The 23,813-nt window shown below is 37.6% G+C and carries 22 protein-coding genes and 2 pseudogenes; 16 read left to right on the top strand and 8 right to left on the bottom strand.

Annotated features, from left to right (window positions below; translation table 11 throughout):
- Nucleotides 1-98 precede the first annotated feature (98 nt).
- The 7 genes from C509_RS0104135 to C509_RS0104105 all read right to left on the bottom strand — a co-directional run bounded on the left by C509_RS0104135 (nt 99) and on the right by C509_RS0104105 (nt 7,714).
- Nucleotides 99-1,004, bottom strand: a complete 906-nt coding sequence (locus C509_RS0104135; RefSeq protein ID WP_018705646.1) for a PhzF family isomerase — start codon at nt 1,002-1,004, stop codon at nt 99-101.
- Nucleotides 1,005-1,231: 227 nt separating this feature from the next.
- Nucleotides 1,232-2,167 carry an aminoglycoside phosphotransferase family protein gene (locus C509_RS0104130; RefSeq protein ID WP_018705645.1) on the bottom strand — a complete coding sequence of 312 codons (936 nt, stop codon included), beginning with the start codon at nt 2,165-2,167 and terminating at the stop codon, nt 1,232-1,234.
- 345 nt (nt 2,168-2,512) lie between these two features.
- A complete protein-coding gene (locus C509_RS0104125; protein WP_018705644.1) occupies nt 2,513-3,613 on the bottom strand; it encodes an ABC transporter permease in 1,101 nt (366 codons plus the stop codon).
- A complete protein-coding gene (locus tag C509_RS0104120; RefSeq protein ID WP_018705643.1) occupies nt 3,613-4,875 on the bottom strand; it encodes an ABC transporter permease in 1,263 nt (420 codons plus the stop codon). Before C509_RS0104120 ends, C509_RS0104125 begins: the two co-directional genes overlap by 1 nt.
- Nucleotides 4,876-4,887: 12 nt before the next feature.
- The gene (locus tag C509_RS0104115) at nt 4,888-5,820 is read right to left on the bottom strand and encodes an ABC transporter ATP-binding protein (RefSeq protein ID WP_018705642.1); all 933 of its coding nucleotides are present in this window, start codon (nt 5,818-5,820) and stop codon (nt 4,888-4,890) included.
- Between the two features lie 129 nt (nt 5,821-5,949).
- Nucleotides 5,950-6,582 (bottom strand): response regulator transcription factor, encoded by a 633-nt coding sequence (locus C509_RS0104110; RefSeq protein WP_026319670.1) that lies wholly within the window; start codon nt 6,580-6,582, stop codon nt 5,950-5,952.
- Nucleotide 6,583: 1 nt separating this feature from the next.
- Nucleotides 6,584-7,714, bottom strand: coding sequence for a sensor histidine kinase (locus C509_RS0104105; protein ID WP_018705640.1), 1,131 nt, complete (start codon nt 7,712-7,714; stop codon nt 6,584-6,586).
- A gap of 761 nt (nt 7,715-8,475) precedes the next feature.
- Between C509_RS0104105 and C509_RS0104095 the strand changes: the two genes are divergently transcribed.
- The 16 genes and pseudogenes from C509_RS0104095 to C509_RS0104025 all read left to right on the top strand — a co-directional run bounded on the left by C509_RS0104095 (nt 8,476) and on the right by C509_RS0104025 (nt 23,329).
- On the top strand, nt 8,476-8,826 hold the full coding sequence (locus C509_RS0104095) for an ArsR/SmtB family transcription factor (protein WP_018705638.1): 351 nt from the start codon (nt 8,476-8,478) through the stop codon (nt 8,824-8,826).
- A 19-nt stretch (nt 8,827-8,845) separates the two neighbouring features.
- On the top strand, nt 8,846-9,358 hold the full coding sequence (locus C509_RS0104090; protein ID WP_018705637.1) for an SRPBCC family protein: 513 nt from the start codon (nt 8,846-8,848) through the stop codon (nt 9,356-9,358).
- Nucleotides 9,359-9,798: 440 nt separating this feature from the next.
- Entirely contained in the window at nt 9,799-10,890 is a 1,092-nt protein-coding gene (locus C509_RS0104085) for a DNA cytosine methyltransferase (protein WP_018705636.1), read from the top strand.
- Nucleotides 10,891-10,967: 77 nt separating this feature from the next.
- A complete protein-coding gene (locus tag C509_RS0104080; RefSeq protein ID WP_018705635.1) occupies nt 10,968-11,153 on the top strand; it encodes a hypothetical protein in 186 nt (61 codons plus the stop codon).
- A 133-nt stretch (nt 11,154-11,286) separates the two neighbouring features.
- On the top strand, nt 11,287-11,835 hold the full coding sequence (locus C509_RS0104075; RefSeq protein WP_018705634.1) for an MT-A70 family methyltransferase: 549 nt from the start codon (nt 11,287-11,289) through the stop codon (nt 11,833-11,835).
- Between the two features lie 100 nt (nt 11,836-11,935).
- Nucleotides 11,936-12,250, top strand: coding sequence for a YdcP family protein (locus C509_RS0104070; protein WP_018705633.1), 315 nt, complete (start codon nt 11,936-11,938; stop codon nt 12,248-12,250).
- A 12-nt stretch (nt 12,251-12,262) separates the two neighbouring features.
- Nucleotides 12,263-12,643, top strand: a complete 381-nt coding sequence (locus tag C509_RS0104065; protein WP_018705632.1) for a YdcP family protein — start codon at nt 12,263-12,265, stop codon at nt 12,641-12,643.
- Entirely contained in the window at nt 12,643-13,980 is a 1,338-nt protein-coding gene (locus C509_RS0104060; protein WP_018705631.1) for an FtsK/SpoIIIE domain-containing protein, read from the top strand. Before C509_RS0104065 ends, C509_RS0104060 begins: the two co-directional genes overlap by 1 nt.
- A gap of 227 nt (nt 13,981-14,207) precedes the next feature.
- Nucleotides 14,208-15,410: a MobT family relaxase gene (gene mobT, locus C509_RS0104055; RefSeq protein WP_018705630.1), complete on the top strand. Its 1,203-nt coding sequence runs from the start codon at nt 14,208-14,210 to the stop codon at nt 15,408-15,410.
- A gap of 25 nt (nt 15,411-15,435) precedes the next feature.
- Nucleotides 15,436-15,644: pseudogene (locus tag C509_RS25355) on the top strand (hypothetical protein).
- Nucleotides 15,645-15,812: 168 nt separating this feature from the next.
- Nucleotides 15,813-16,313 carry an antirestriction protein ArdA gene (locus C509_RS0104050; protein ID WP_018705629.1) on the top strand — a complete coding sequence of 167 codons (501 nt, stop codon included), beginning with the start codon at nt 15,813-15,815 and terminating at the stop codon, nt 16,311-16,313.
- Between the two features lie 61 nt (nt 16,314-16,374).
- Nucleotides 16,375-16,767 (top strand): conjugal transfer protein, encoded by a 393-nt coding sequence (locus C509_RS0104045; RefSeq protein ID WP_018705628.1) that lies wholly within the window; start codon nt 16,375-16,377, stop codon nt 16,765-16,767.
- A complete protein-coding gene (gene tcpF / locus C509_RS0104040) occupies nt 16,751-19,207 on the top strand; it encodes a conjugal transfer ATPase TcpF (protein ID WP_018705627.1) in 2,457 nt (818 codons plus the stop codon). Before C509_RS0104045 ends, tcpF begins: the two co-directional genes overlap by 17 nt.
- Entirely contained in the window at nt 19,158-21,386 is a 2,229-nt protein-coding gene (locus tag C509_RS0104035) for a CD3337/EF1877 family mobilome membrane protein (protein ID WP_425423157.1), read from the top strand. Before tcpF ends, C509_RS0104035 begins: the two co-directional genes overlap by 50 nt.
- A 5-nt stretch (nt 21,387-21,391) precedes the next feature.
- Nucleotides 21,392-22,402 carry a bifunctional lytic transglycosylase/C40 family peptidase gene (locus C509_RS0104030; RefSeq protein ID WP_026319668.1) on the top strand — a complete coding sequence of 337 codons (1,011 nt, stop codon included), beginning with the start codon at nt 21,392-21,394 and terminating at the stop codon, nt 22,400-22,402.
- A 15-nt stretch (nt 22,403-22,417) separates the two neighbouring features.
- Nucleotides 22,418-23,329 carry a conjugal transfer protein gene (locus tag C509_RS0104025; RefSeq protein WP_018705624.1) on the top strand — a complete coding sequence of 304 codons (912 nt, stop codon included), beginning with the start codon at nt 22,418-22,420 and terminating at the stop codon, nt 23,327-23,329.
- 34 nt (nt 23,330-23,363) lie between these two features.
- Here C509_RS0104025 and C509_RS25350 read toward each other — a convergent pair.
- Nucleotides 23,364-23,513, bottom strand: a pseudogene (locus C509_RS25350) (TetR family transcriptional regulator); the annotation flags it as partial.
- Nucleotides 23,514-23,813 lie beyond the last annotated feature (300 nt).

Here is a 23,813-nt window from a genome sequence, read left to right as displayed (position 1 = left end):
TTCCATATCAAAACACCCTTTGGGTACAAATCCAAAGGGTCAAAAATCTGCTTCACTCAATTCTAAATGATGGCTTTGTATCGCTCTTTTAAGTTAGCTCATAAAATCAGTTCAGATTGAAATGCAATTACCGCTTTCCCTAAAACACTAATTTCTGCAGGTTCTCCGTTTTTAAGTTTAACTTCAACTTCAAGCTTTCCTGTTCGTCCCATGGCTTCCCCCTGTTTTGCCTGAAATCGGAATGAAGTTCCGTTATGTTTTACTAATTTATGATGAATCAAGTATGCTCCGAGAGGACCATTCGCATTTCCAGTTACTGGGTCCTCATATACCCCGATTGCCGGAGCAAACATCCTTCCTTTTATCAAAATATCTTCCTCTTCGGAATCCATCGTGAAAACATAATATCCATTGCATGAAATGCGTTTACTCAATTGAGTAAAAGCATCAAAATTTGGCTTTAATTGATTTAACAATAATCTGCTTTTTATTCCAATCATCATTTTCGAATGGCCCGTTGACACAACTTGAATCGGGCAACCCGCCAATAAGTCTTCTTCTGTAATCTCTAAAGCGCTCAGGAGGAAATCTTTGTTCTCTCCTTCAATGACCATACCATACTCTATTTCTCCTTGCCTCATCAAGACTTGATAATCGTTCTCTTCCCGGATGATATCCACTGGCAATATACCTGCCCCCGTTTTTTGCATTACTCTTATTGTATCGAGTTGTTGTTCGACAGCACGGGCATAATGTGCAGCGATTGTTGCATGACCACAGATCGGCACTTCAGTGGTTGGCGTAAAAAAGCGAACTTGAACATCGTGAGTAAGGTCGTTAGGAGAAAAAACAAACGCGGTTTCTGAATTATTAAGTTCTCTTGCGATCTTCTTCATTTCGGCTTCGGTCAATCCATCCGCATTTGTGATAACTCCTGCAGGATTGCCGCAAAACTTGTCTGTAGTAAACGAATCAACCTGGTATAAACGGTATTTCCTTGTCATAACGCTGTCCTCCCTTTCTTTAACCAAAACAATACGGATTATCATCACGCCAAGTCAAAGTACAGATTAGAAGAATGAGACATGTTATTTTCTTGAGAGACATTTTTCTCCATCCACCAAAATTTAGCTACTTTGCTTTAAAGAATTCATTCATTGAAAAAGAGTCTGGCTTTCAGATAACGCCGATCCGGAGTTGATGAAAAGCAAACCCTTGTAGACCAAACAAATTATCGGATTATGTTTCTTAGCTCCTCCTTTAAATAATTTATTGCAACTACCCTTTCTTCCTGACTTAATGAATCAAACAAAAGCTGCTCTATAAACTCACCGATATCTTCCAATTTGCGTCTGCCTTGATAAAAATGCAAAGCATCGGGGTTGAGTTTAAAGTTTCCATGTACTTCCTTATAGATTCTTAAAAATATATCGTAGTATGGCTTATCTACTAAAAACATCAGATCTGCTTCAACAGGGGCTATTTTCAAACCTTCCCAATCAATCAACATCAATTGTTGTTTTGACTGCATCAAATTCCAATTGTGCAAGTCCGTATGGCATAGGGCCATTCTTATATGACTACTTTTCAAGTGTTGCGCCAGACTTACAACGGTATCAACCAGATCATTTATTTGATCAATGTAAGGGCATACAACCTTTCTCAAATCATCCGGCAAATTCTTACTCTCTTGATTAGATATTCTTCTTAACAACGGCAAAAACGGAACATGAAAATCTTCCTTAATGGAATCTGTGTTAACGGGGATTTCTTCTCCATATAAATGTAAATTTGCTATGATGTCCGAAAGTTGGTAGATTTGGTTCTCAGTTAGCTCTTGGTGACCAATAGTGTCTCCCTCAATATAATCATAAAGCAGGTAAACACCATTATCATCTTCACACTTATAATCTCCACCCTTAGTCAATATAGGGGTGGAAGTCTTTCCATTCAGTCCACCGTTACGTATAAGCCATTCCATTATTGGAACATATTCATCTATCCGTTCAGTCAATTTCGGTGTGGACGCTCTACTTTTTTCATAGACTTTTAAAAAATAGCTCTGATCATGATTAATTACTTTATAGGCAAGTGATGCCCAACCACCCTTTTGCGATAAAATTGTAGTAATCTCTATCCCATAATATTCCTTCAGTAACTTTTCCATCATATCCTCCAATGATATTTTCTTACTTTTCAGCTTATATTCATCCCTTTAGTCAATCATATCTAAAGGAGTAAAGCTTCGCATCTTTAATTTATATCAACCTAAACCATCCTGGAAACGCAGTTACCACCTATCAACTTGAAGGATAGATGGTTACGGGAAATGTTTTAAAAAGCCAACTTTTCTTTGATTCAACTATTTTTAAGGATCAGTATTGTTATTTATATTCGTATAACGAATCATTCAACGTTTATTTTAAAAGTAAGAGAGGCTCTCATAGCTTTCTCTACATGGCTCAAGAGCCCCCTCTCAATCAATTTGTTATCTACTCATCGTTCATAAAAACTAATGACTTCTTCGCTCAATAAGGTTAATCCCTATACCCATTCCCACTACTCCTATCAATAACATCATCAGCAGTGACTTAATTACATCTTGTAAACCAGCATCGTAAAATATGACAGATAATATCGCCTCCATGGCATGGGCCATTGGAAATAGATCAGCAATGAACAGGAGTACAGGATTTGTAATCGTTCCAGGCATCATATAAGCACCACTCATAAGTGGAATAAGCGGAATTAATGATGGATAAATTGCATAAAATTGCTCTGGAGTCCTGACAAAACCGGTAATTAACATGGCAACGCTAATCATGCTAAAAATAAAGAACGCGGAAATGAGAAAAATGATCCACAGATTGTCTCCAACCTCATAATTCATGACATATTTAAATACAACCAGCACGACGACGACTTGAAACAGCGTAATCAGAAAACTATAAAAAATGTATCCGCAATACATTCCCGTTTTACTCACAGGCGACAGAATCATCCGATTCCAAATACCTGAAACCATGTCATGTGTCACGTTGTTAACTTTAAAACCAAGAAGAAACATTGAAACCAAAAAAGTAAAAGCAAATAATAATTGTGTACTCATGTTATAAGCAGGGAGTTCTTCATTGTCAATCCCTTGAGCTTCCATCTGGAAAGGTGCTTTTGCTAAGTAGCTCTCCATTTCATCCCGAACATTTTCATTCCCGCCTGATCTGGCAATTGCATTCATTTGTGCTTCACGATGAAATACCTTTTCTACATGTTGTTGAACATAAGATACGCTCGGAAGTTCACTCGTGGCAACTAATCTGTAATCCATCTCCATTAACTTCACAGCTACATCGGCTTCCCCTACCCTTACATTTTCACGAGCTTGATCAGGGTCGACTATTTCAAAGCGAATGGAATCATCAACACTCAGTAATTCTTTCCACTTTTTTTCAATTTTCTCCGCATTTTCTTCCTCACTAAAAATCGCTACTGTTGTCTGTGAATAAACACCTCCGCCAAATAAAAGGGTAGCGAGAATGCTTCCGGTTATATATAACAGAATAAGTAACGGGTTTCGTTTATCCTTCGCAAATTGAGCCCATACTACTGAAATCACTACGCTTTCCCCCTATTCGGATACAAGGCTGAAGCAATCAACGTACATAGTAAAAAGAAGCCTACCAATAGGACGCATGAAGAAGCAATGGATGAAAACTCCTCGAATTTGATCCATTCCGTAAATATTACTAAAGAAAGACCGTTCGGTGTCCATTCGCCCATTCGTTGCAGCCAGTCAGGTAATACATAAATGGGAACAAAGTTCCCTCCCAGTACACCAAGCAGTAAAATAACTAACATAAAAATTCCATTTGCTGCATCAACATTCGCCATTCTCAGTGAAATGGTGGTAAAAACAGCTGCTAGACCGGCAATTGACAAAGAAAGTAAGGTAACAATTCCCACAATACCCATCCAAAAAGTTATGGAACGATCAGGAAATACATTAAATATAAAGTGGGACATCATAAATACAAACATTATTTGAAGCCAAACCAAACAAAACGTTGAGATCATTTTTCCTATTAAAAAGAGCATCGGATGACTGTTTGTCAATAAGATCCGATTGAACACCTGTTGCCTGATTTCCACTCCAGTTTTAGTTCCTACCGTAGCAGCTAAGAACAAGGCAAACAATGCTCCCATCGAAATGGTGAAATATTGAGTTAATGTGAAACTTTTCACTGAACCTACTTCCTCAAACCCTCCTCTAGGCAGCATCACTTCCGCATCTTCAGCACCTTCAATTCCCTGCAGCGCAAACTGAAAGTTCAAGTTATCAATAAAACCATGGATAATATTGTATAACGTTCGATTGTTATTCGTTTCTTTTTCCATTTTATATTTCAATGAGGTTGTTGGAGGTTCTTTTACAAAAGCAGCATATAAGCTATCTGCAGTAAACCCTTTTGGAATGATCAGAATTCCATCCAAATCACCTGCTTTAACCTTTTCTACTGCCTCATTTTCTTTAAGTTCATGAACTGTTACCCATCCCTTCAAATCCCTGCTGCCAAGATAATCTAAAATCATTTGAATTGGATTTACGTAGACTTGTTCCATTAACCTTGTCGCTTCAGCTTCACTAAAGGAAGCTTCTTCAATCAATTTTTCCTTCAACTGTGCCTTTGCATCTTTGTCATCGTCTTGATTTACCACCCCTAATTGTAAATTCATCGACGACTCCTTATCATTTCCCAGCAACCCGGCAAAAGCAAAGTTTAACACGACTACTAGAAGGATAGGAAGTACAAGTACTGTAATAAGCTCCTTGCGATCACGCCAAAATAATAACAAATCCTTCTTGATAAAACTTCGCATCATCACACCTCCTTAATTACGTAAAGTACGCCCTGTTAGATGAAGAAATACATCTTCCAAGCTAGGGGTCTCTGTATGAAAATTAATGATTTGTATATGATGCTGATTGGCTAGGTCGACAAGCTCACTGATCAAATTACTGCCTTTTTTCGCTATGACTTTCATTTGCAAATGAGAAGCTTCTACTTTACGAACACCCGCAATTGTCTTTACATGATCAATAAAAGTTTCGTCAGTCCTGCTTAACTGTAATTTTATTGTATCCTCCGTCGATAAAATGCTAAGTAACTCCGCTTTTGTACCTGCCGCAATAATTTCACCATGGTCCATAATGTACAATCGATCACAGAGCTGTTCTACTTCCTCCATATAATGACTTGTGTAAAGAATCGTTGTTCCCTTTTTTTCATTTAACATACGTACGGTTTCCAAAATGTGATTTCTCGATTGCGGGTCAATGCCAACAGTAGGCTCATCTAAAATGAGGATTTTGGGTCGATGTAATAATGCAGCCGCAATGTTTACCCTACGCTTCATGCCCCCAGAGAAAGTTTTCACTAAATCTTTTTGACGATCTTCTAACCCTACAATTTCCAAAGCTTTGTCAATGCTTTTTTCCAGTTCCTTGCCTTTCATTTTATAAATGGATCCAAAAAATTTAAGGTTTTCATATGCTGAAAGTTCCTGATAAAGAGCTAATTCCTGTGGTACTACACCTAAAATTTTTCTAATTTCCCCTGGTCTCTCGATCGTGTTTATGCCATTTAACTTGATTTCACCGCTTGTTGGCTTTATCAAAGTTGATATCATCGAAATCGTCGTAGATTTACCAGCCCCATTTGGTCCTAAAAGTCCGACTGATTCTCCGCTGTTCAAATATATATTGACATCTTGAACTGCCTTTTTCCCTTTATAAGACTTGCTCAAATGAATTGCTTCAAGCATGGACTTTCCTCCTCTTTAATTAATCCGTTTTGCTTTATAATTGAATCTTAAAACAAAAAGACCAAAGCCACTACTGACTCTGGTCACTCGAAAAACAGACTCTTATTACTTTAGTCACTTTATTTCAGGTCATACCAATCTTTTGCGAATCGCATAAATCGCTAATTGCGTCCGATCCCTTAATCCCAATTTATCTAAGATATGACTAGTTTGATTCTTGACTGTTCCCACTGACAAGCCTAATCGTTCAGCTACTTCCTTATTATTCAGCCCTTCTCCAATGCACTTTAAAATGGCTCTTTCCCTTGGTGTTAACGTCGGATCAATCGACTCCTCCTCTTGTTTTTGAAGTAAAACAGGCATCACCTTCGCCGCAACTTGATCCTCCAATGAGAGCCCCCCGCTTAATGTACTTTTTATTGCCCGAATCAATGATTCCGTATCCCCTGTTTTCAGCATATATCCATTCACGCCTAATTTTAAGGCGTCCATCACATATTGATTATCGTCAAAAGTGGTTAGCATTAAAATTTTTATATGAGGAAAACGTGAACGTATGACCTTCGCTGCTTCAATCCCATCCATTTTGGGCATACGAATATCCAAAACCGCCACATCAAAAAGCTGTTTATCGCATAAACTGACTGCTTCCTTGCCATTGTCAGCTTCTCCTGTTACTTCAATTTCTTTATCCGTTTCTATCATTGCCTTTATGCCTTGGCGAACCATTACTTGATCCTCCGCTAACAATACTCTAATAATTTTACTCACTCCTTTCTATCAATCTTATAATGCCTCTTACTACAAATTGGCGCTCATCATGCTGAATTTCCAAAGAACCGCCTACTTTTTCTAATCGATCACGCATCGCTCTCAAACCAAATCCCTCTTGAAAAAAGGGATTAAGGGCTGTTAGATTGATCACTTCAAACCGAAAAATACTTCCGCCAGGGGATTCAAACAGTACTTGAGCTTCCCTTGTGGAACTATGTTTCATAATATTGGTCAGTGCCTCTTGTACGGCACGATATATCGCAAAGGATTGCTCTCCTGTTAATGGTGCAGCGAACGCTCCATGCTTAACAGAAAAATTAATTTTCATAAAGCTTTCTAATTCTAATTTACGAATCAATCGTATGACACCTTGCAACCCGCCTACTTCTTTTTGTTTAAAAGATCTCACTGCTCTTCTTGTTTCCTTTAAGCTTTGTTCAGCAAGTTCTTTTAGATTTTTGATTTTTTCTTTGTCCTCTTCCGCTGCCGCTAATCGGAAAACCTCCAATTGCATTAGCAGAGCTGTGAGTTTATGTCCAACAGAATCATGTATTTCATGACCAATCAACATCCGCTCATCCTGTCTTGCCTGCTCTTCCTCCGTCAAAAGAAGCCTTCTTATCTTTCTATATTCACTTAATAAGACATCATTCTTTTTCCGTACATCTAATTTTCGTTTACGAACGACCTGATAATGCAACATTGCGATCACTAATAAAAAGTAAAATAGTCCACACCAGGTCAATTGTGAGGCAGTAAGGTTTGCTTCCATAACAATCCAGGCAGCAATACCAAGTTGAACTCCAATCACAACCAAACTTCTCAACCGATTAAGGTAAAAAACGGCTTCCGCCATTATGAGCGCTTGAATGAGCAGTAAAAATGGATTAAATGCATGCTCTAAAGGATAAAAAATGATTAATATGGCCATTGCTTGTACATAGAATAATATGCTTTGTATCCTCGGTTTTTCTGTAAAAAGCGGATGGATAAACAAGATGATAAAAAATAAGCAAATACCTGCAATCCGCCCTTCGTTTAAAACTGATGGAAAGCCTACAAGGGCTATAGCCCAGACAACAAACTGGACACCGAGCCAAATAAAATACGTTTTCTTCATTTATACAAAATCCTCCATTGCTATATAAGCACCGCGATCACTTTTCACAATTATACTATCTATTAAAAATTCTTTCTCATCTAAACCCAAAGCTTCAAGAAGTGGGATGAGCTTTCTCCTAAAACAACTGTTAGTCATTCAAACCAAGGCTTTTAAGTGTATAAGATATTTTGCTAATGAGAAAATTCCCTTGAATAGGTACAAATAGAAACGACTATTTTTGTATTGGAAATTGTTTAAGCGAATTCAATATGGAACCTGAAAAGGCAGAATCCATATTGATCCTGCCCGAATTAACCATGAATTCAAATAAAGAAGATGAGGGAACGAAAAAAAGCCGAGGTCGTATGGAAATAATCCCTTTCTATTCTCTCCTCCCACTAAAATCCGGCATTGTGGAGTCAATCCCAAAAGTACAACTGCAAACCAGAATGAAGTTACAATGTGACAAATTAAACAAAGCGCCTGTTATTACTCCCACTCCAAGTTTGCAGTTGATACTGAAACGCTGTTATACCAACGTTTATCGCACCTTCAAGTTATTATGGTAATTTGCTTCATAAAGACTGTCCAATGCAACCTTGTGCGATGCGAAACACATTGGTAAGGCCTTTAGTGACTTCATACAAAAAAAATATATTAAATTACAATATAACCTTTAAGTTATATTCCAATTGTGTTATATTCAATTGTAACAATATGTCAAACATCAGAAAGGGGATGCGATGAAAATAGAAATTGAATTAATGAGGTGAACAGCATTGTTGGGTAAATTTAAAAGCATAGATACGTCTATGCTGAGTGCATTGGCTGAACCTAATCGGATGGCAATCGTTGAGTTGCTGCGCGATGGACCTCTAACGGTGGGAGAAATCGCTAATCGGCTGGAACTGAGCCAACCGCATGCCTCAAAGCATTTAAAAGTGCTGAGTGACAATGGAATTGTAGAAGTAAAGCCAGAAGCTAATCGTCGATATTACAAGCTACGACCTGAGCCCTTCCAAGTAATAGAATATTGGGCGACTTCCTTTCAAAAGCATATGGAAAAGAGACTCGACAACTTGGACGACTATGTACAAGAATTGAAAAGCAAACGAAAAAGAGACGAGTGAAAAATAAGGAGGGAAAATTATGTCAAATAACAAAATGGTTTCAAGAGTAGAGAATGAAAGGTTTCTAGTATTAGAGCGCGTTTATGATATGCCGCGTAATCAACTATTTCAATTATTTAAAGAACCAGAGCATTTAAAGCGTTGGTGGAGTACGGACGGTTGGGAACTACCTGTCTGCAACGTGGACTTTCGCCCAGGGGGTGTATGGCATTATTGCATGAAATGTGTTGATAAGAATCAAGAAGAATATGGAATGGAATCTTGGAACAAAACCATTTATAAAGAAATTATTGAGCCAGAAAAGATTGTCTATAACGATTATTTTTCAGATGCAGAAGGTAATATCAATGAGTCTATGCCTTCTCCAGAGGTCACGATGGAATTCATCGATTTAGGCAGCCAAACAAAATTGGTCAGTCGTTCTGAATTCGATTCAGCGGATTCCCTGCAAGCTGTTTTGGACATGGGAGTGTTGGAAGGGATCACGCAAACTTGGAATAATTTAGACGTACTGGTAGAGAGATTAAAATAGGGAATAAAGCTTTGATCATTTAATATGATTTTTAACAAAACACTCACAAAGGCTGTTGACCAGATTGGTTAACCGCCTTTTAGTACATCTTGTATGAGCGTTATTCCCACTCTACTTTCACGGTGCTTGATATAGAGCAATATCATTGATTTTAAAGGATTTTTAGGAAGTATCAATGCTTATAATATGATAAAAAAAATTAAAATAATGCAATTTTAATGCAATAAATGCAAATCACTGCTTAGGGTTATCACTAAAATATTTGATATCTTAAACAAGAGACGTTTCATATTGAAGCGTCTTTTTTTTTGGGAAAATTAGTGATAAAGCTTAAAGTTTCGTCTTACACTTTTATCATTTCAATAATTATATTTAACGTCATTTGAATGGTTTTCACCTACAAATGACTTTTTTAGGTTTTGAGATTAGGGGTGAAATATTTGATAGATGACATGCCTAAAAATAATTATAGCACAAATTTAAAATTAGGAAGTCTCTTTGATGGAATCGGTGTCTTCCCCCTCTCCGCTTCTCGCTATGGAATTACACCAACATGGGCAAGTGAGATAGAGAAAGCACCTGTTTCCATTACGAAACGCTATTTTCCAACTATGCTTCATTTTGGAGATATTACAAAAATAGATGGTGGGAAAATACCACCTGTCCATATCATTACCTTTGGTTCACCCTGTCAAAACTTATCGAATATCGGTAAACGAGAAGGTCTTACAGGAAGTCAATCCAGTTTATTTTATCATGCGATACGAATTATCGAAGAAATGAGGTGTGCAACGAATGGAGCATATCCAGCTATCGCTGTTTGGGAAAACGTCATGGGAGCTTTTTCATCAAATAACAGGTTGGATTTTAAAGCCGTGCTGGAGTCGTTCACAAATACCGAAATTCCAATGCCTACTTCTGGAGTCTGGGCAAAAGCGGGAATGGTCCGAGGGAATGAAGTTGATGTGTGCTGGCGCGTGTTGGATGCCCGATATTGGGGAAAGCCCACGCTTCCTCAAAGAAGAAGACGTATCTTCCTCGTGGCAGATTTTGGAGGAAAACGTGCCAGAGAAATATTATTTAAAACCCGCGAATTGCAATCATTTCCTGCGTCTTGCGGAGAAGACAGGTTGCCCTCCACCGCGGCCAGTCGAAGATCTTCTGAAAAAACAAGGAGGAAAATACCCGTCATCCGCCCCTTTCAAAAACGACGTATGCGAAGTACAGCAAAAGATAAAAACAAATCAGGATTCATTGGAAGTTTTGGACGGACAAATGACCCTTTCCCCACTTTGTTAGCTGGTTCGGTCAATATCTTTTCTTTTTGGTATGAAGGGAACGAAAAAGAAGGTTATATCCGACAACTTACACCACTGGAATGTGAACGTTTAATGGGATTACCAGAGGGCTGGACAGCTTTAGGACACAAAGATGAAGTGATTAGTGATTATGCAAGGTACAAGGCGATTGGAAATGCGATTGCCGTACCATGTGCAGAATATATAATGGCTGGTATTGCAGAAGTTTTATAGATAGCAAACTAACGTGTTACAACTTCCATCTGTCATGCTTTTTTTATTGGCTAGATCAATGAGGGAGAGTGGTTTTTTTGGAAGGAAATGACGAAAAGGTGATGGAATGGATTGACGATCATTTTGTTATGAATGAAATTGAGATTGAGGATTTTCCGTTTTTCCCTTGCGGGAAATTGGTACGTGACAAACACGGTGAAACGATGGTTGTATTTTGGTGTGTCATTTATGGACATGTGGATTATCGTTTTCAAGAAGCGTGAGACAATGAATCCTTTTTGGGACAAAAATACAATATTAATAAATTTATTAGCACATCCAAGCGACCTTTGAAGGCTTTCTTCTATATAAAAGGTTGCTTTTTTAGTTGCGGCTAATGTTTGGAGGGATAAACGAATGAAATATTCCATTGTATACGGAGATCCTCCATGGCGGTATAAACAAAGTAAAGGAAAAGGTGTGGCAGAAAATCACTATCCGACCATGAGTTTAAATGATATATGTAGTTTACCTATTGATACTATCTCTCACAAAGATAGTGTTTTATTTTTATGGACGACCTTCCCTATGCTACAAGAAGCATTACAAGTGATAATTGCGTGGGGATATACATTTAAAACGGTTGCCTTTGTCTGGGTGAAACAAAACAAGTCAGGAAATGGCTTTTTCTTTGGTTTGGGTCACTGGACACGATCGAATGCGGAAATTTGTTTATTAGCAGTAAAAGGACGTCCCAAAAGAGTATCAAAGAAGGTTCATCAACTCATAGTTAGTCCAGTGGAAGGACACAGTAAAAAACCTGATATGGCTAGAGATAAAATTGTTGAATTAATGGGTGATGTACCACGGATTGAATTATTTGCTAGACAACGTGCCGCTGGATGGGACGCTTGGGGAAATGAAGTAGAAAATAGCCTTTCTTTAGAGAATTTGCAGAGGGAGTGATGTCTCTATGAATGCTTTTTATTCTCGCTCTCCCCCCACTCTTTTTGCTTCCCATATGGACGGTTAAGCAAGAATTAAAATAAGAAAAGAGGTATGTATCATGGAATTAAAATATGTCATTCCGAACATGGAAAAGACCTTTGGAAATTTAGAATATGCAGGAGAAGGAAAAGTTGAACAGCGACGGATTAATGGACGTATGACCACTCTTTCTAGAAGCTATAATCTATATTCCGATATTCAACGTGCAGATGATATTGAGGTGGTTCTCCCACAAGAAGCAGGAGAAAAATTCTTTGAACATGAAGAAAAAGTAAAATTAGTCAATGCAAGAATCACCGCAGAGGGTTATAAAATTGGAGAACGTGGTTTTACAAATTATATTTTACATGCAGATGACATGGTAAAAGCATAAGGAGGAAAAAAGATGAGATTAGCACAAGGCATTGTCATTGATAAAGAAAAGACATTTGGATTATTAAAGTTTTCTGCTTTACGACGTGAAGTGTTCCTGCAAAACGAAGATGGAACGGTATCAACCGAGGTAAAGGAACGCACGTATGACTTAAAGTCTCGTGAACAAGGCCGTATGATTCAAGTGAGTATTCCTGCTTCCGTTCCCTTAAAAGAATTTGATTATAATGCTGAAGTAGAAATTATTAACCCTGTCGCAGATACCGTTGCAAATGCAACATTTCGTGGCGCAGATGTTGATTGGTACATTAAAGCAGATGATTTAGTCTTAAAGGGAAAAGCAACAACATCGACTAGTAATGTTTCAAAAGCTACGCCAACGAAGGATAAATAATGAAGATTTTCAAAGGACGAGGGAAACGCATTAAGGAAAAAGATGCTTCCCTCGTTTTTCAATTTGTATTCTTTGGGCTGGTTGGTGTATGGCTCGTTACCTTTATCCCTTTTCATCTGTACTTTTTACTCTCTACCACATGGCAATTGGATGTGTTTCAAGCACACTTTATCAGCACCTATGGATTGGTAACATTGCTTATCAGTATTACTATAACAGCAGGCTGTGCGTATCTCTATTATCGCTATCGGTATGACAAAATAAAGCAAGTCATTCACCGTCAAAAGCTTGCCAAAATGATATTAGAAAATGGCTGGTATGAAACTAAACAAATTACACAAGAAGGCTTTTTTAAGGATATTTTATCCAATAAAACGAAGGAAAAAATCAGCCATTTTCCAAAGATATATTATCGGTTTGAAAAAGGATTGCTTCATACTCAAGTGGAAATTACACTCGGTAAGTATCAAGAACCCCTTTTAAATTTAGAAACCAAATTAGAAAGTGGTTTGTATTGTGAGTTAGTGTCAAAAGAGTTACATGATTCCTATGTAGAATACATCTTGCTCTATGACACAATTAATAGTCGTATTTCTATTAATGAAGTCATTGTACAAAATGGTAGTTTAAGGCTTATGGACTCGATGTATTGGGAATACGATAAACTTCCGCATATGTTGATTGCCGGTGGAACTGGTGGTGGAAAGACATATTTTATTCTTACACTCATTGAAGCACTATTAAAAACAAATGCGAAATTGTATGTTTTAGATCCCAAAAATGCCGATTTATCGGACTTAGCCACGGTCATGCCCGATGTGTACTACAAAAAGGAAGATATGATGACTTGTATTGATCAATTTTATGAGGACATGATGAAACGAAATGAAGAAATGAAGCAAATGCCGAACTACAAGACAGGAGAAAACTATGCTTATTTAGGTTTGCCCGCCCACTTTTTGATTTTTGACGAGTACACCTCGTTTATGGAGATGATTGGTAAAGAAAGCGTGAAAGTCATGAGTAAACTGAAACAAATCGTCATGTTAGGTAGACAATCAGGTTTCTTCCTTATCCTCGCCTGTCAACGTCCAGATGCAAAATACCTTGGGGACGGAATAAGGGATCAATTTAACTTTCGATTAGGATTAGGCAGAATGAGTGAACTCGGATACGGCATGCTTTTCGGTTCAGATGTACAGAAACAATTTTTCTTGAAACCAATCAAAGGGCGTGGATACGTTGACAAAGGAGATAGTGTTATTTCTGAATTTTATACACCACTTGTCCCTAAAGAACATGATTTTCTAAAGGAAATTGCTAAACTAGCCCAATAAAGGCTGCCCAGTGCGGCGGCGTGCGAAGCGAAAGCCGCTGTGCTGGGCGAAGTCTGCGTGGCGACAGCCACGCCTTAACCCCCCGTATCTAACAGGGGGGTAGAAAAACAATAAGAAACTGTTCCAAAAGCCAATAACACCTGATGGCACAATGGTTTGGAGCATATGAAGAAGATGTCAGCTTTTACTATTTAGTTGACATCTTTTTTTAGTTTGGAGGAATGCACATGAACCAAGTACCTTGGTATCAACAATTAAAGGAAAGACGATTGGAATACGGTGTGTCGCAAAATAAACTGGCTGTTCATATTGGAATTTCAAGACAATATATGAGTGAAATCGAAACAGGAAAAGTAACTCCTTCCGATTCACTAAAAAATACCTTGTTTGATATTTTAGAACAATTTAATCCAGACGCTCCTTTGGAAATCTTGTTTGATTATGTGCGGATTCGATTTTTAACGACAAACCCGAAGCCTGTCATTGAAGATATTTTAAAACTCAAAATGGAGTATATGTTACACGAAGATTATGCGTTTTACTCCTATATGGAACAATATGTTTTTGGCGATATTGTGGTGATGGTTTCTCCCGATGAAGACAAAGGTTGTTTACTTGAGCTTAAAGGGAAAGGATGCAGGCAATTTGAAAACTTTTTATTAGCCCAGCAACGAACATGGTTTGATTTTTTTATGGAAGTGTTTCGAGTAGGTGGGGTTTTTAAACGAATTGATCTTGCGATAAACGATAAAACAAGCGTATTAGATATTCCGTTTTTAACGAACAAATGCCGTAATGAAGAATGTATCTCTGTTTTTCGTAGTTTTAAAAGTTACCGTTCTGGTGAGCTCGTACAGAGTGAAGAAAAGCCTGACATGGGAAATACGTTATATATCGGCTCTTTAAAAAGTGACGTGTACTTTTGTGCGTATGAAAAGGATTATGAACAATACGTGAAGCATGGCACATCGCTCGAAGATACAGATGTGAAAAACCGTTTTGAAATTCGTTTAAAGAACGATCGTGCATACCATGCAGTTGTGGATTTAATGATATATGAAGATGCTGGACGAACCGCCTTTTCTATTATTAATCGATATATTCGTTTTGTCGATAAAGACGAGGAAAAACGTCGCAGCAGTTGGAAAATAAATAAAGAATGGCAACGGTTTATTGATTTAGGTGTGAATAGAAAAATTTCATTAACAACAAAACCTGAACCATATACGTTTGATAAGACACTCAGATGGCTAGCTCATCAAGTCGCTCCCACTTGGAAACTAGCGACAAAGATAGATGAACTCAATCAAACAAGTGTCATTAAGGATATGTTGGAACAGACAGAGTTATCCAAACGCCATCAAAAAATACTCATGCAACAAACTATTCCTTTAGAGAAAGTGATCCAACCACAGTCAGATAACGAATAATTAACTTATGAAGGGAGAAATTCAAATGAACTTTGGCCAGAATTTATACAATTGGTTTTTAAGTAATGCACAATCTTTAGTATTAATGGCGATCGTCGTAATTGGAATTTATTTAAGTTTTCCAAACTGATTGGCTTTTTAATTATTGCTTTGGTTGCAGTAGGATTAGTCTTTAATGCGGCTGGTGTGAAAGACGTGTTGTTAAACCTATTTAATCGAATCATAGGGTCTTAAATTGTACCGTTTTTTTTGTGGAAGATAAGTGGTCTTCTTATGTTCTACAAAAAAATGGTGGACCAAACGGTAGTGCGGTAGGGATTAACAAGCCTATTTTGTGTATCAGCAGATAATAAGCTGCTGCTTTTTTTATGGCTATTTTTAATGAAAAGGATGTGATAACCAATGGATATGCAAGTCTACATTGCTAACCTCGGCAAGTACAATGAAGGCGAACTTGTTGGTGCGTGGTTTACACCACCTATTGATATGGAAGACGTGAAAGAGCGTATTGGTTTAAATGGTGAGTATGAAGAATATGCGATACATGATTACGAGTTGCCATTTGAGGTTGATGAATATACGCCAATATCCGAAATCAACCGGTTATGTGCAATGGTGCAAGAAATCGAAGGCTCTCCTTTATATGATGCACTATCAGAAGTACAAGGCTATTGGTTTGATAGTTTGGAAGAATTACTGGAGCATCAAGATGACATCATTTGTTATTCTGATTGTGAAGATATGGAAGATGTTGCGAGATATTTGATAGAAGAAACAGGCGTACTTGGGGAAGTCCCTGCTAACTTACAGAATTATATTGATTATAGAGCTTTTGGACGTGACCTTGAAATTGAAGGCAGCTTTCTTGTGACGTCACATGGTGTATTTGAATATGTTCAATAGATGGAGAAGCAGCTTGTTATTGGACAGGCTGTTTTTTCTATGTGTGAAAGGATGATCCTATTTGAAAAAATTAAAGAGCTACACTCGTATTTGGTCAGTCGAAAAAGTGATTTATGCCATTAATGATTTTCGTTTACCTTTTCCCGTCACATTCAATCAAATGTCATGGTTTGTACTTTCGCTCTTAGTTGTCATGTTGTTAGGAAATCTTCCCCCGTTATCTTTGATTAATGGTGCATTATTAAAATATGTCGGAATACCAGTTGGTTTGACATGGTTTATGAGTCAGAAAACATTTGATGGCAAAAAACCGTATAGTTTTCTCAAGTCTGCATCGACCTATTGGTTTCGACCTAAAGTTACGTATGCAGGAAAACCTATCAAACTACAACATGTAAAGGTAAATGAAAGCTTAACGGCTGTTAGGAGTGAAATCCATGCGTTATCCGATTAAATATCTTGAAAACAATCTTGTTTTCAATCATGACGGCGAATGTTTTGCGTATTATGAGCTGTTGCCATATAATTATTCGTTTTTATCGGAGGATGAAAAAATACAGGTGCATGACCACTTCCGTCAATTAATTGCACAAAATCAAGACGGCAAAATTCATGCCTTACAGATTAGTACCGCAAGCAGTATTCGTTCGGTACAAGAACGTAGTAAAGAGTTAGTGTCGGGGCGTTTACAAGACATCGCTTATGAACGTATCGACGACCAAACGGAAGCTCTAGTCTCCATGATCGGGGAACATCAAGTAGACTATCGTTTTTTTATCGGTTTTAAACTTTTGTTGAATGAAGAAGAAGTCAATATGAAATCAATGGGGAAAAATATTAAAAACTCACTATCTTCATTTGTCCGTGATGTAAACCACCATCTGATGGGAGATTTTGTCTCGATGCCACATGAAGAAATTAGACGTTTTTCTAAAATGGAATCTTTATTACAAAACAAAATATCTAGGCGTTTTAAAGTACGCCCTCTAGATAAAAATGACTTTGGCTATCTAATTGAACATCTTCATGGACAGTCAGGAATTGCTTATGACGAATATGATTATGTCCTCCCTCTAAAGAAATTAAAAAGAGAAACTTTGGTGAAGCGTTATGATCTGATTAAACCGACTCGTTGTTTGATTGAGGAAAACCAACGTTATTTAAAAATCGAACAGGAAGAACAAACAACGTATGTGGCATACTTTACGATTAATTCCATTGTCGGTGATCTTGAGTTTCCATCGGATGAAATTTTTTATTATCAACAACAACAATTTGATTTTCCAATTGATACCTCCATGAACGTAGAAATTGTAACGAACAAAAAAGCTTTATCTACCGTACGAAATAAGAAAAAGGAACTCAAAGACTTAGATAATCATGCCTGGGAATCTGATAATGAAACAGGCAGCAATGTCATCGACGCGTTGGAACAGGTCAATGAATTAGAAGATGTGCTCGATCAAAGTAAAGAATCGATGTATAAGTTAAGCTACGTTATTCGCGTATCTGCTTCTAATGAAGACGAACTCAAACAGCGTTGTAATGAAGTCAAAGATTTTTATGATGATTTGAACGTAAAACTGGTTCGTCCATTTGGAGATATGATTGGTTTACACAGTGAATTTATCCCAGCCAGTAAACGGTATATGAATGATTATATCCAATACGTGACTTCTGACTTTTTAGCAGGACTTGGGTTTGGTGCAACACAAATGTTAGGAGAAACGGAAGGGATTTATTTTGGCTATAACTTGGACACAGGAAGAAATGTCTATCTCAATCCAAGTCTAGCCAGTCAAGGCGTGAAAGGTTCTATCACCAATGCGTTAGCTTCTGCATTCTTAGGTTCACTTGGTGGTGGGAAATCCTTTAGTAATAACCTTCTTGTCTATTATTCGGTATTATTTGGTGGTCAAGCACTCATTGTTGATCCCAAGGCGGAACGAGGAAACTGGAAAGAAACATTGCCCGAAATTGCTCATGAAATAAATATTGTCAATTTAACGAGTGAAGAAAGCAATAAAGGACTTCTTGATCCTTTTGTCATCATGAAAAAGAAAAAGGATTCAGAAAGTCTTGCGATTGATATTCTTGCCTTTCTTACAGGAATATCAAGTCGGGATGGAGATAAATTCCCTGTATTACGACGAGCGATACGAGCTGTTGGTCAACAGGAAGAACGTGGTTTACTCCTTGTGATTCATGAATTAAGAAGTGATCCCAATCCATTAGCTGGTCCCATCGCTGACCATATCGAAAGTTTTACGGATTATGACTTTGCCCACCTTCTGTTTTCGGATGGTACTGTGGAAAATTCGATTAGTTTAGAAAAACAGTTGAATATCATTCAAGTGGCAGATTTAGTATTACCAGACGCAGAAACAAGTTTTGAAGAATATACAACTATGGAATTATTAAGTGTCGCCATGTTGATTGTCATTTCTACTTTTGCGTTAGATTTTATTCATTCGGATCGCAGTATTTTTAAAATCGTGGATTTGGATGAAGCCTGGTCCTTCCTGCAAGTTGCACAAGGGAAAACACTTTCTAATAAATTGGTTCGTGCAGGACGTGCCATGAATGCTGGTGTCTACTTTGTTACCCAGAATGCAGATGATCTAACCGACGAAAAATTAAAAAATAATATCGGTGTGAAGTTTGCTTTCCGTTCCAGGGATATGACAGAAATTAAGAAAACTCTTCAATTCTTTGGTGTGGATTCGGAAGATGAATCGAATCAACGACGCTTACGAGAATTAGAAAATGGACAATGTTTAATTCAAGACTTATATGGACGTGTGGGGATTATTCAAGTCCATCCTGTCTTTGAAGATTTATTTTATGCTTTTGACACGCGTCCACCTTCACGGGAGAAGAAAGGTGGCGATTAATTTGAACAAACAAAAATGGAAAAAGATTGTCTTAACGGTGGTACTTATTGGTACTGCCGTTTTTCTATGCCTTCTTTTACTTGGAACATTTGCCCAAGCTGCTGGATTGGTTGATGATACGGTATCGGAAGACAATCTGTATTCTAAATATCCGCTTAATCATTACCAACTCGATTTTTACGTAGACACAGGTTGGGATTGGCTGCCATGGAATTGGAATGATGGCATTGGAAAACAAGTGATGTATGGGCTATACACAATCACGAATTTCATTTGGATTATTAGCCTGTATTTATCAAATGCGACAGGCTACTTAATCCAACAAGCTTATTCTCTCGACTTCATTTCCCAAACAGCAGACGCTATCGGGAAAAACATGCAAACATTAGCTGGAATTACAGCAAGTGGGTTCAGTAGTTCTGGATTTTATGTAGGTTTTTTGCTTCTTTTCATTTTAGTGATTGGGATTTACGTGGCATATACAGGATTAATGAAACGGGAAACGACGAAAGCGATTCGGGCAATCCTAAACTTTTTAGTCGTGTTTATTTTGTCAGCTTCTTTTATCGCTTACGCTCCAACATATATTGCTAAAATCAATGATTTTTCAGCAGATATTAGTCAAGCAAGTTTAGATTTAGGAACTAAAATTTTGATGCCTAACTCTACAAGTCAAGGAAAAGACAGCGTTGATCTGATACGGAATAACCTCTTTTCCATTCAAGTGGAACAGCCTTGGATGTTATTACAATTTGGTGATTCGGATAAAGAAACGATTGGCGAAGAACGTGTCGAAACCTTAGTTTCTATCAATCCTGATACGAATAACGGGAAAGATCGTGAAGATGCTGTCAAAGCAGAAATTGAAGACCATGACAATAAAAACTTAACGATTACGAAAACGACCACTCGCTTAGGAATGGTCTTCTTTTTATTTCTATTCAATATTGGGATTTCAATTTTTGTGTTTCTTCTATCGGGAATTATGATCTTCTCGCAAATTCTGTTTATTATCTATGCGATGTTTTTACCCATCAGTTTTTTACTGTCGATGATACCGACTTTTGAAAACATGGGAAAACAGGCGATTATGAAACTATTTAATGTGATTATGCTTCGGGCTGGTATTACGCTCATTATTACAGTTGCCTTTAGTGTTTTATCCATGCTTTACAGCTTAACAACAAGTTATCCATTTTTCTTGATTGCCTTTTTGCAGATCGTGACGTTTGCAGGCATTTACATGAAACTTGGTGACATTATGAGCATGTTTAAACTGCAAAGTAGTGACTCGCAACAAGTTGGACGTCAAGTTATGCGTCGCCCTTACCGAATGTTTACTCGTGGCAGCCGGCGATTACAGCGAACAATCGGACGTACCCTTGCAGGGGCAACAGCTGGAGCAACGGTCGGGGCAATGGTTGGAAAATCAAAGCAAACAAAAGTTTCGTTCTCTCCCCTACGTCCATTGCAACAGTTAACATCGACTACAAAAAATAACAAAGAACGGCCAACTGATCGCACGAAATCAACATCTTTAAGTCAGAAAGTAGGTCAAGTCACAGGAAAAGTGCTTGGTGCGAAAAGTCAGTTCCGTGCAAATATAGATCATCGTAAAGAACAACTACATGATTTACCTACTACTGCTCAATATGCGGTGATGCAAGGAAAAGAACAGCTTACAAAACCCGCCCGTGATTTTAAAGAAGGCATGAAGCAAGCAAAGGAAAAGAGACAAAAAAAAGATGCAGACCGTCAAGCAAAACATCGTCAAACCATTGCAGATAGGCGGCAAGCATTGGATAAAAAACGTACCCCTTCTCGAAAGACTGCTAATTATGAACGACCAGTCACACATGATGTCAATGAATCTGCACATCAAGATAGATTAAAGAACCCAACTGTTCAACAAAAAGAAAAGACAAGACCTGTCACAAAAAGCGAGCATATGAAGCAATTCAAATTACAACGACAGTTATCGAGTCCAGACAGAAAAAAGCATTTTACAGATAATCCCAAACAACCTGTTAAAAAAGAAAACCGATCTCTCAATGAAGAACGTTCTCTACCAAAAAATAGTCGGAAAATCATTAGGCGTCTCTCTAAACCTTTAAAACGTACAAATCGGAAACAAATTAGTAAGCGTCCAATCCATGCAACTAGGAGGAAACGCCAATGAAGGTTATGAGAATAAAAATCATGTTAATTGCTGGGGGATTAGGCTTTCTTGCTTTTTTAGGGCTATTAGCATTTGTAGCTATTTTTATATCAAATGAAGAACATTCATCAGATAGCGGGGATTTCATTCATGATATAGGTAATGTATCGGTCTCCGAAGATGTGTTAAAACATCAGCCAATGGTAGAAAAATATGCACAAGAATACGGAATTAGTGAATATGTCTCTACCCTACTTGCCATTATCCAAGTAGAAAGTGGTGGAAAGTTAAAAGATGTGATGCAGAGTAGTGAATCGTTGGGGCTTCCGCCCAATTCTTTAGATACCGAAGCTTCTATTAAACAAGGAACAAAATACTTTTCTGATTTATTACACTCCGCAGAAAGAAATGGTGTTGATGGCAATACAGCTATTCAAGGCTACAACTATGGCGGTGCTTTTATTGATTATGTCGCAAAACGAGGAAGCTCTTACTCTTTTGAACTAGCTGAAAGCTTTGCAAAGGAACGGTCAGGCGGCAGTAAAATCACTTATTCCAATCCGATAGCCGTAAAGAAAAACGGTGGCTGGCGTTATCTTTACGGAAATATGTTTTATGTCGATTTAGTGAGTCAGTATTTTATTTCCCCTCAGTTTGATGATGAAATGGTTCAGATTGTTATGGATGAAGCCCTAAAGTATGAAGGTTTCCCCTATGTTTTTGGTGGTGCGAATCCGAATACATCTTTTGATTGTAGTGGATTAACACAATGGAGTTATCGGAAAGCTGGGATTAACTTACCACGTACAGCACAGCAGCAATATGACGCAACCGAGTCGATTCCTTTATCGGAAGCAAAACCTGGGGATTTAGTGTTTTTTCACTCAACATATAATGCAGGAACTTATGTCACTCACGTTGGTATCTACACTGGGAACAACCAAATGTATAATGCTGGCGATCCAATCGGTTATGCAGATTTAACTACTGCCTACTGGCAAAAGCACTTAATTGGAGCTGGACGTATTAAACAATAGAAAGGTTTGAATCAGATGAGAAGATTTTTTAAAAGAAAAGAAAAACAAACGACCGAAACAAAATCCAGAAAAATGAAAGTACGGACTGTCGGTACACGTAAAAAAACAGTAACTCTTTTATGGATATTACTTATTGGTAGCCTAGCCTTTGGAATCTATAAAAACTTTACAGCAATTGATCAACATACCGTTCATGAAAGAGAAATCATTGAAACCAAGATCATGGATATGAATGCGATTGAGAGCTTTACGAAAAACTTTGTGAAAGATTACTACACATGGCAAAATGAAAAAGATTCCACTGAACAACGGGTGGAAAAGATCAGTCACTATTTGACAGAGGAATTACAAGCATTAAATACCGATACCGTAAGAGACGATATTCCTACTAGTTCCAGCGTAGGTAATATTGATATCTGGTCAGTGTCACCAGAAAATGATAATACCTATGCGGTTGTTTATTCGGTAGATCAAAAAATTATGGAAGATAAAAATAGCAAAATGGTCCGATCCACCTATCGAATCTTATTACATCAAGATAATGTAGGAAACTTAGTAATTATACAAAGCCCTACCTTGTGGAGCTTACCGAATAAATCAGATTATGAGCCACAACAACCTGAAAGTAATGGAACAGTTGACTCTGATACGGTGCAAGAAGTGACAGAGTTTTTGGAGACATTCTTTACATTTTATCCGACTGCAACAGAACAGGAACTTGATTATTATGTGAAAAATAATGCTTTACCACCGATTGGTAAGGATTATCTATTTTCAGGGTTAGTCAAGCCAGTATTCCAGACAATAGAGAACCAAATAAAAGTATGGGTTACTGTTAAATATATTGACGAAGCAACAAAAGCCACACAGTATTCGCAATATATACTCACGTTAGAAAAAGATACAAATTGGATGATTGTCGAGTAAAAATGATTTAGTTTATTTACTGTAGCTTTAGAATAAAGGTTTGATCAATTGCTCCGGTAGACATTCCAGCTTCAGATGCAATTCTTCGGATAGATGCTTTTTCAATGCCTTCCGTTTCAATTATTTTCCAAGCTGTTTCAGCGATCATTTTTCTTTTGTGATCATGATCAACTATTTTCGGCACTCAAATCACCTCTTGCTTTTATTTCGCACACTGTGTTATTATCATTTCATCACAGTGTGTGAAATAAATAAGGGGGGATGTTTAAATTCTTGAAATCACTTATTGGAACATTAAAGCGGATGGGCATTATAAAAGTGGTGAAATAGGACCTTCTTGAACAATTAAATCATTTGTAATGGTACATTAAACTTTCTTTTTAACCGAACAAGTTTATTAAATGGTTTTGTGAACAGTTTGGGAGATAAGAAAAGGAACCTTAGAAATGAAACGAAGATAGTCATGGGCAATGCCTACTTTTTT

Origin of the sequence: Siminovitchia fordii DSM 16014 = CIP 108821 (assembly GCF_000374565.1) — a bacterium.
Taxonomy (GTDB): Bacteria; Bacillota; Bacilli; order Bacillales; family Bacillaceae_C; genus Siminovitchia; species Siminovitchia fordii.
Note: the sequence above shows the minus strand (reverse complement) of the source record. Positions and strands in the feature narration are given on the sequence as shown.

What these genes read in the sequence shown, in the direction of transcription:
- C509_RS0104135 (WP_018705646.1), bottom strand. Translation starts at nt 1,004, where the DNA reads ATGACAAGGAAATACCGTTTATACCAGGTTGATTCGTTTACTACAGAC.
- C509_RS0104130 (WP_018705645.1), bottom strand. Translation starts at nt 2,167, where the DNA reads ATGGAAAAGTTACTGAAGGAATATTATGGGATAGAGATTACTACAATT.
- C509_RS0104120 (WP_018705643.1), bottom strand. Translation starts at nt 4,875, where the DNA reads ATGCGAAGTTTTATCAAGAAGGATTTGTTATTATTTTGGCGTGATCGC.
- C509_RS0104115 (WP_018705642.1), bottom strand. Translation starts at nt 5,820, where the DNA reads ATGCTTGAAGCAATTCATTTGAGCAAGTCTTATAAAGGGAAAAAGGCA.
- C509_RS0104105 (WP_018705640.1), bottom strand. Translation starts at nt 7,714, where the DNA reads ATGAAGAAAACGTATTTTATTTGGCTCGGTGTCCAGTTTGTTGTCTGG.
- C509_RS0104090 (WP_018705637.1), top strand. Translation starts at nt 8,846, where the DNA reads ATGTCAAATAACAAAATGGTTTCAAGAGTAGAGAATGAAAGGTTTCTA.
- C509_RS0104075 (WP_018705634.1), top strand. Translation starts at nt 11,287, where the DNA reads ATGAAATATTCCATTGTATACGGAGATCCTCCATGGCGGTATAAACAA.
- C509_RS0104070 (WP_018705633.1), top strand. Translation starts at nt 11,936, where the DNA reads ATGGAATTAAAATATGTCATTCCGAACATGGAAAAGACCTTTGGAAAT.
- C509_RS0104065 (WP_018705632.1), top strand. Translation starts at nt 12,263, where the DNA reads ATGAGATTAGCACAAGGCATTGTCATTGATAAAGAAAAGACATTTGGA.
- C509_RS0104060 (WP_018705631.1), top strand. Translation starts at nt 12,643, where the DNA reads ATGAAGATTTTCAAAGGACGAGGGAAACGCATTAAGGAAAAAGATGCT.
- mobT (WP_018705630.1), top strand. Translation starts at nt 14,208, where the DNA reads ATGAACCAAGTACCTTGGTATCAACAATTAAAGGAAAGACGATTGGAA.
- C509_RS0104050 (WP_018705629.1), top strand. Translation starts at nt 15,813, where the DNA reads ATGGATATGCAAGTCTACATTGCTAACCTCGGCAAGTACAATGAAGGC.
- tcpF (WP_018705627.1), top strand. Translation starts at nt 16,751, where the DNA reads ATGCGTTATCCGATTAAATATCTTGAAAACAATCTTGTTTTCAATCAT.
- C509_RS0104035 (WP_425423157.1), top strand. Translation starts at nt 19,158, where the DNA reads ATGCTTTTGACACGCGTCCACCTTCACGGGAGAAGAAAGGTGGCGATT.
- C509_RS0104030 (WP_026319668.1), top strand. Translation starts at nt 21,392, where the DNA reads ATGAGAATAAAAATCATGTTAATTGCTGGGGGATTAGGCTTTCTTGCT.
- C509_RS0104025 (WP_018705624.1), top strand. Translation starts at nt 22,418, where the DNA reads ATGAGAAGATTTTTTAAAAGAAAAGAAAAACAAACGACCGAAACAAAA.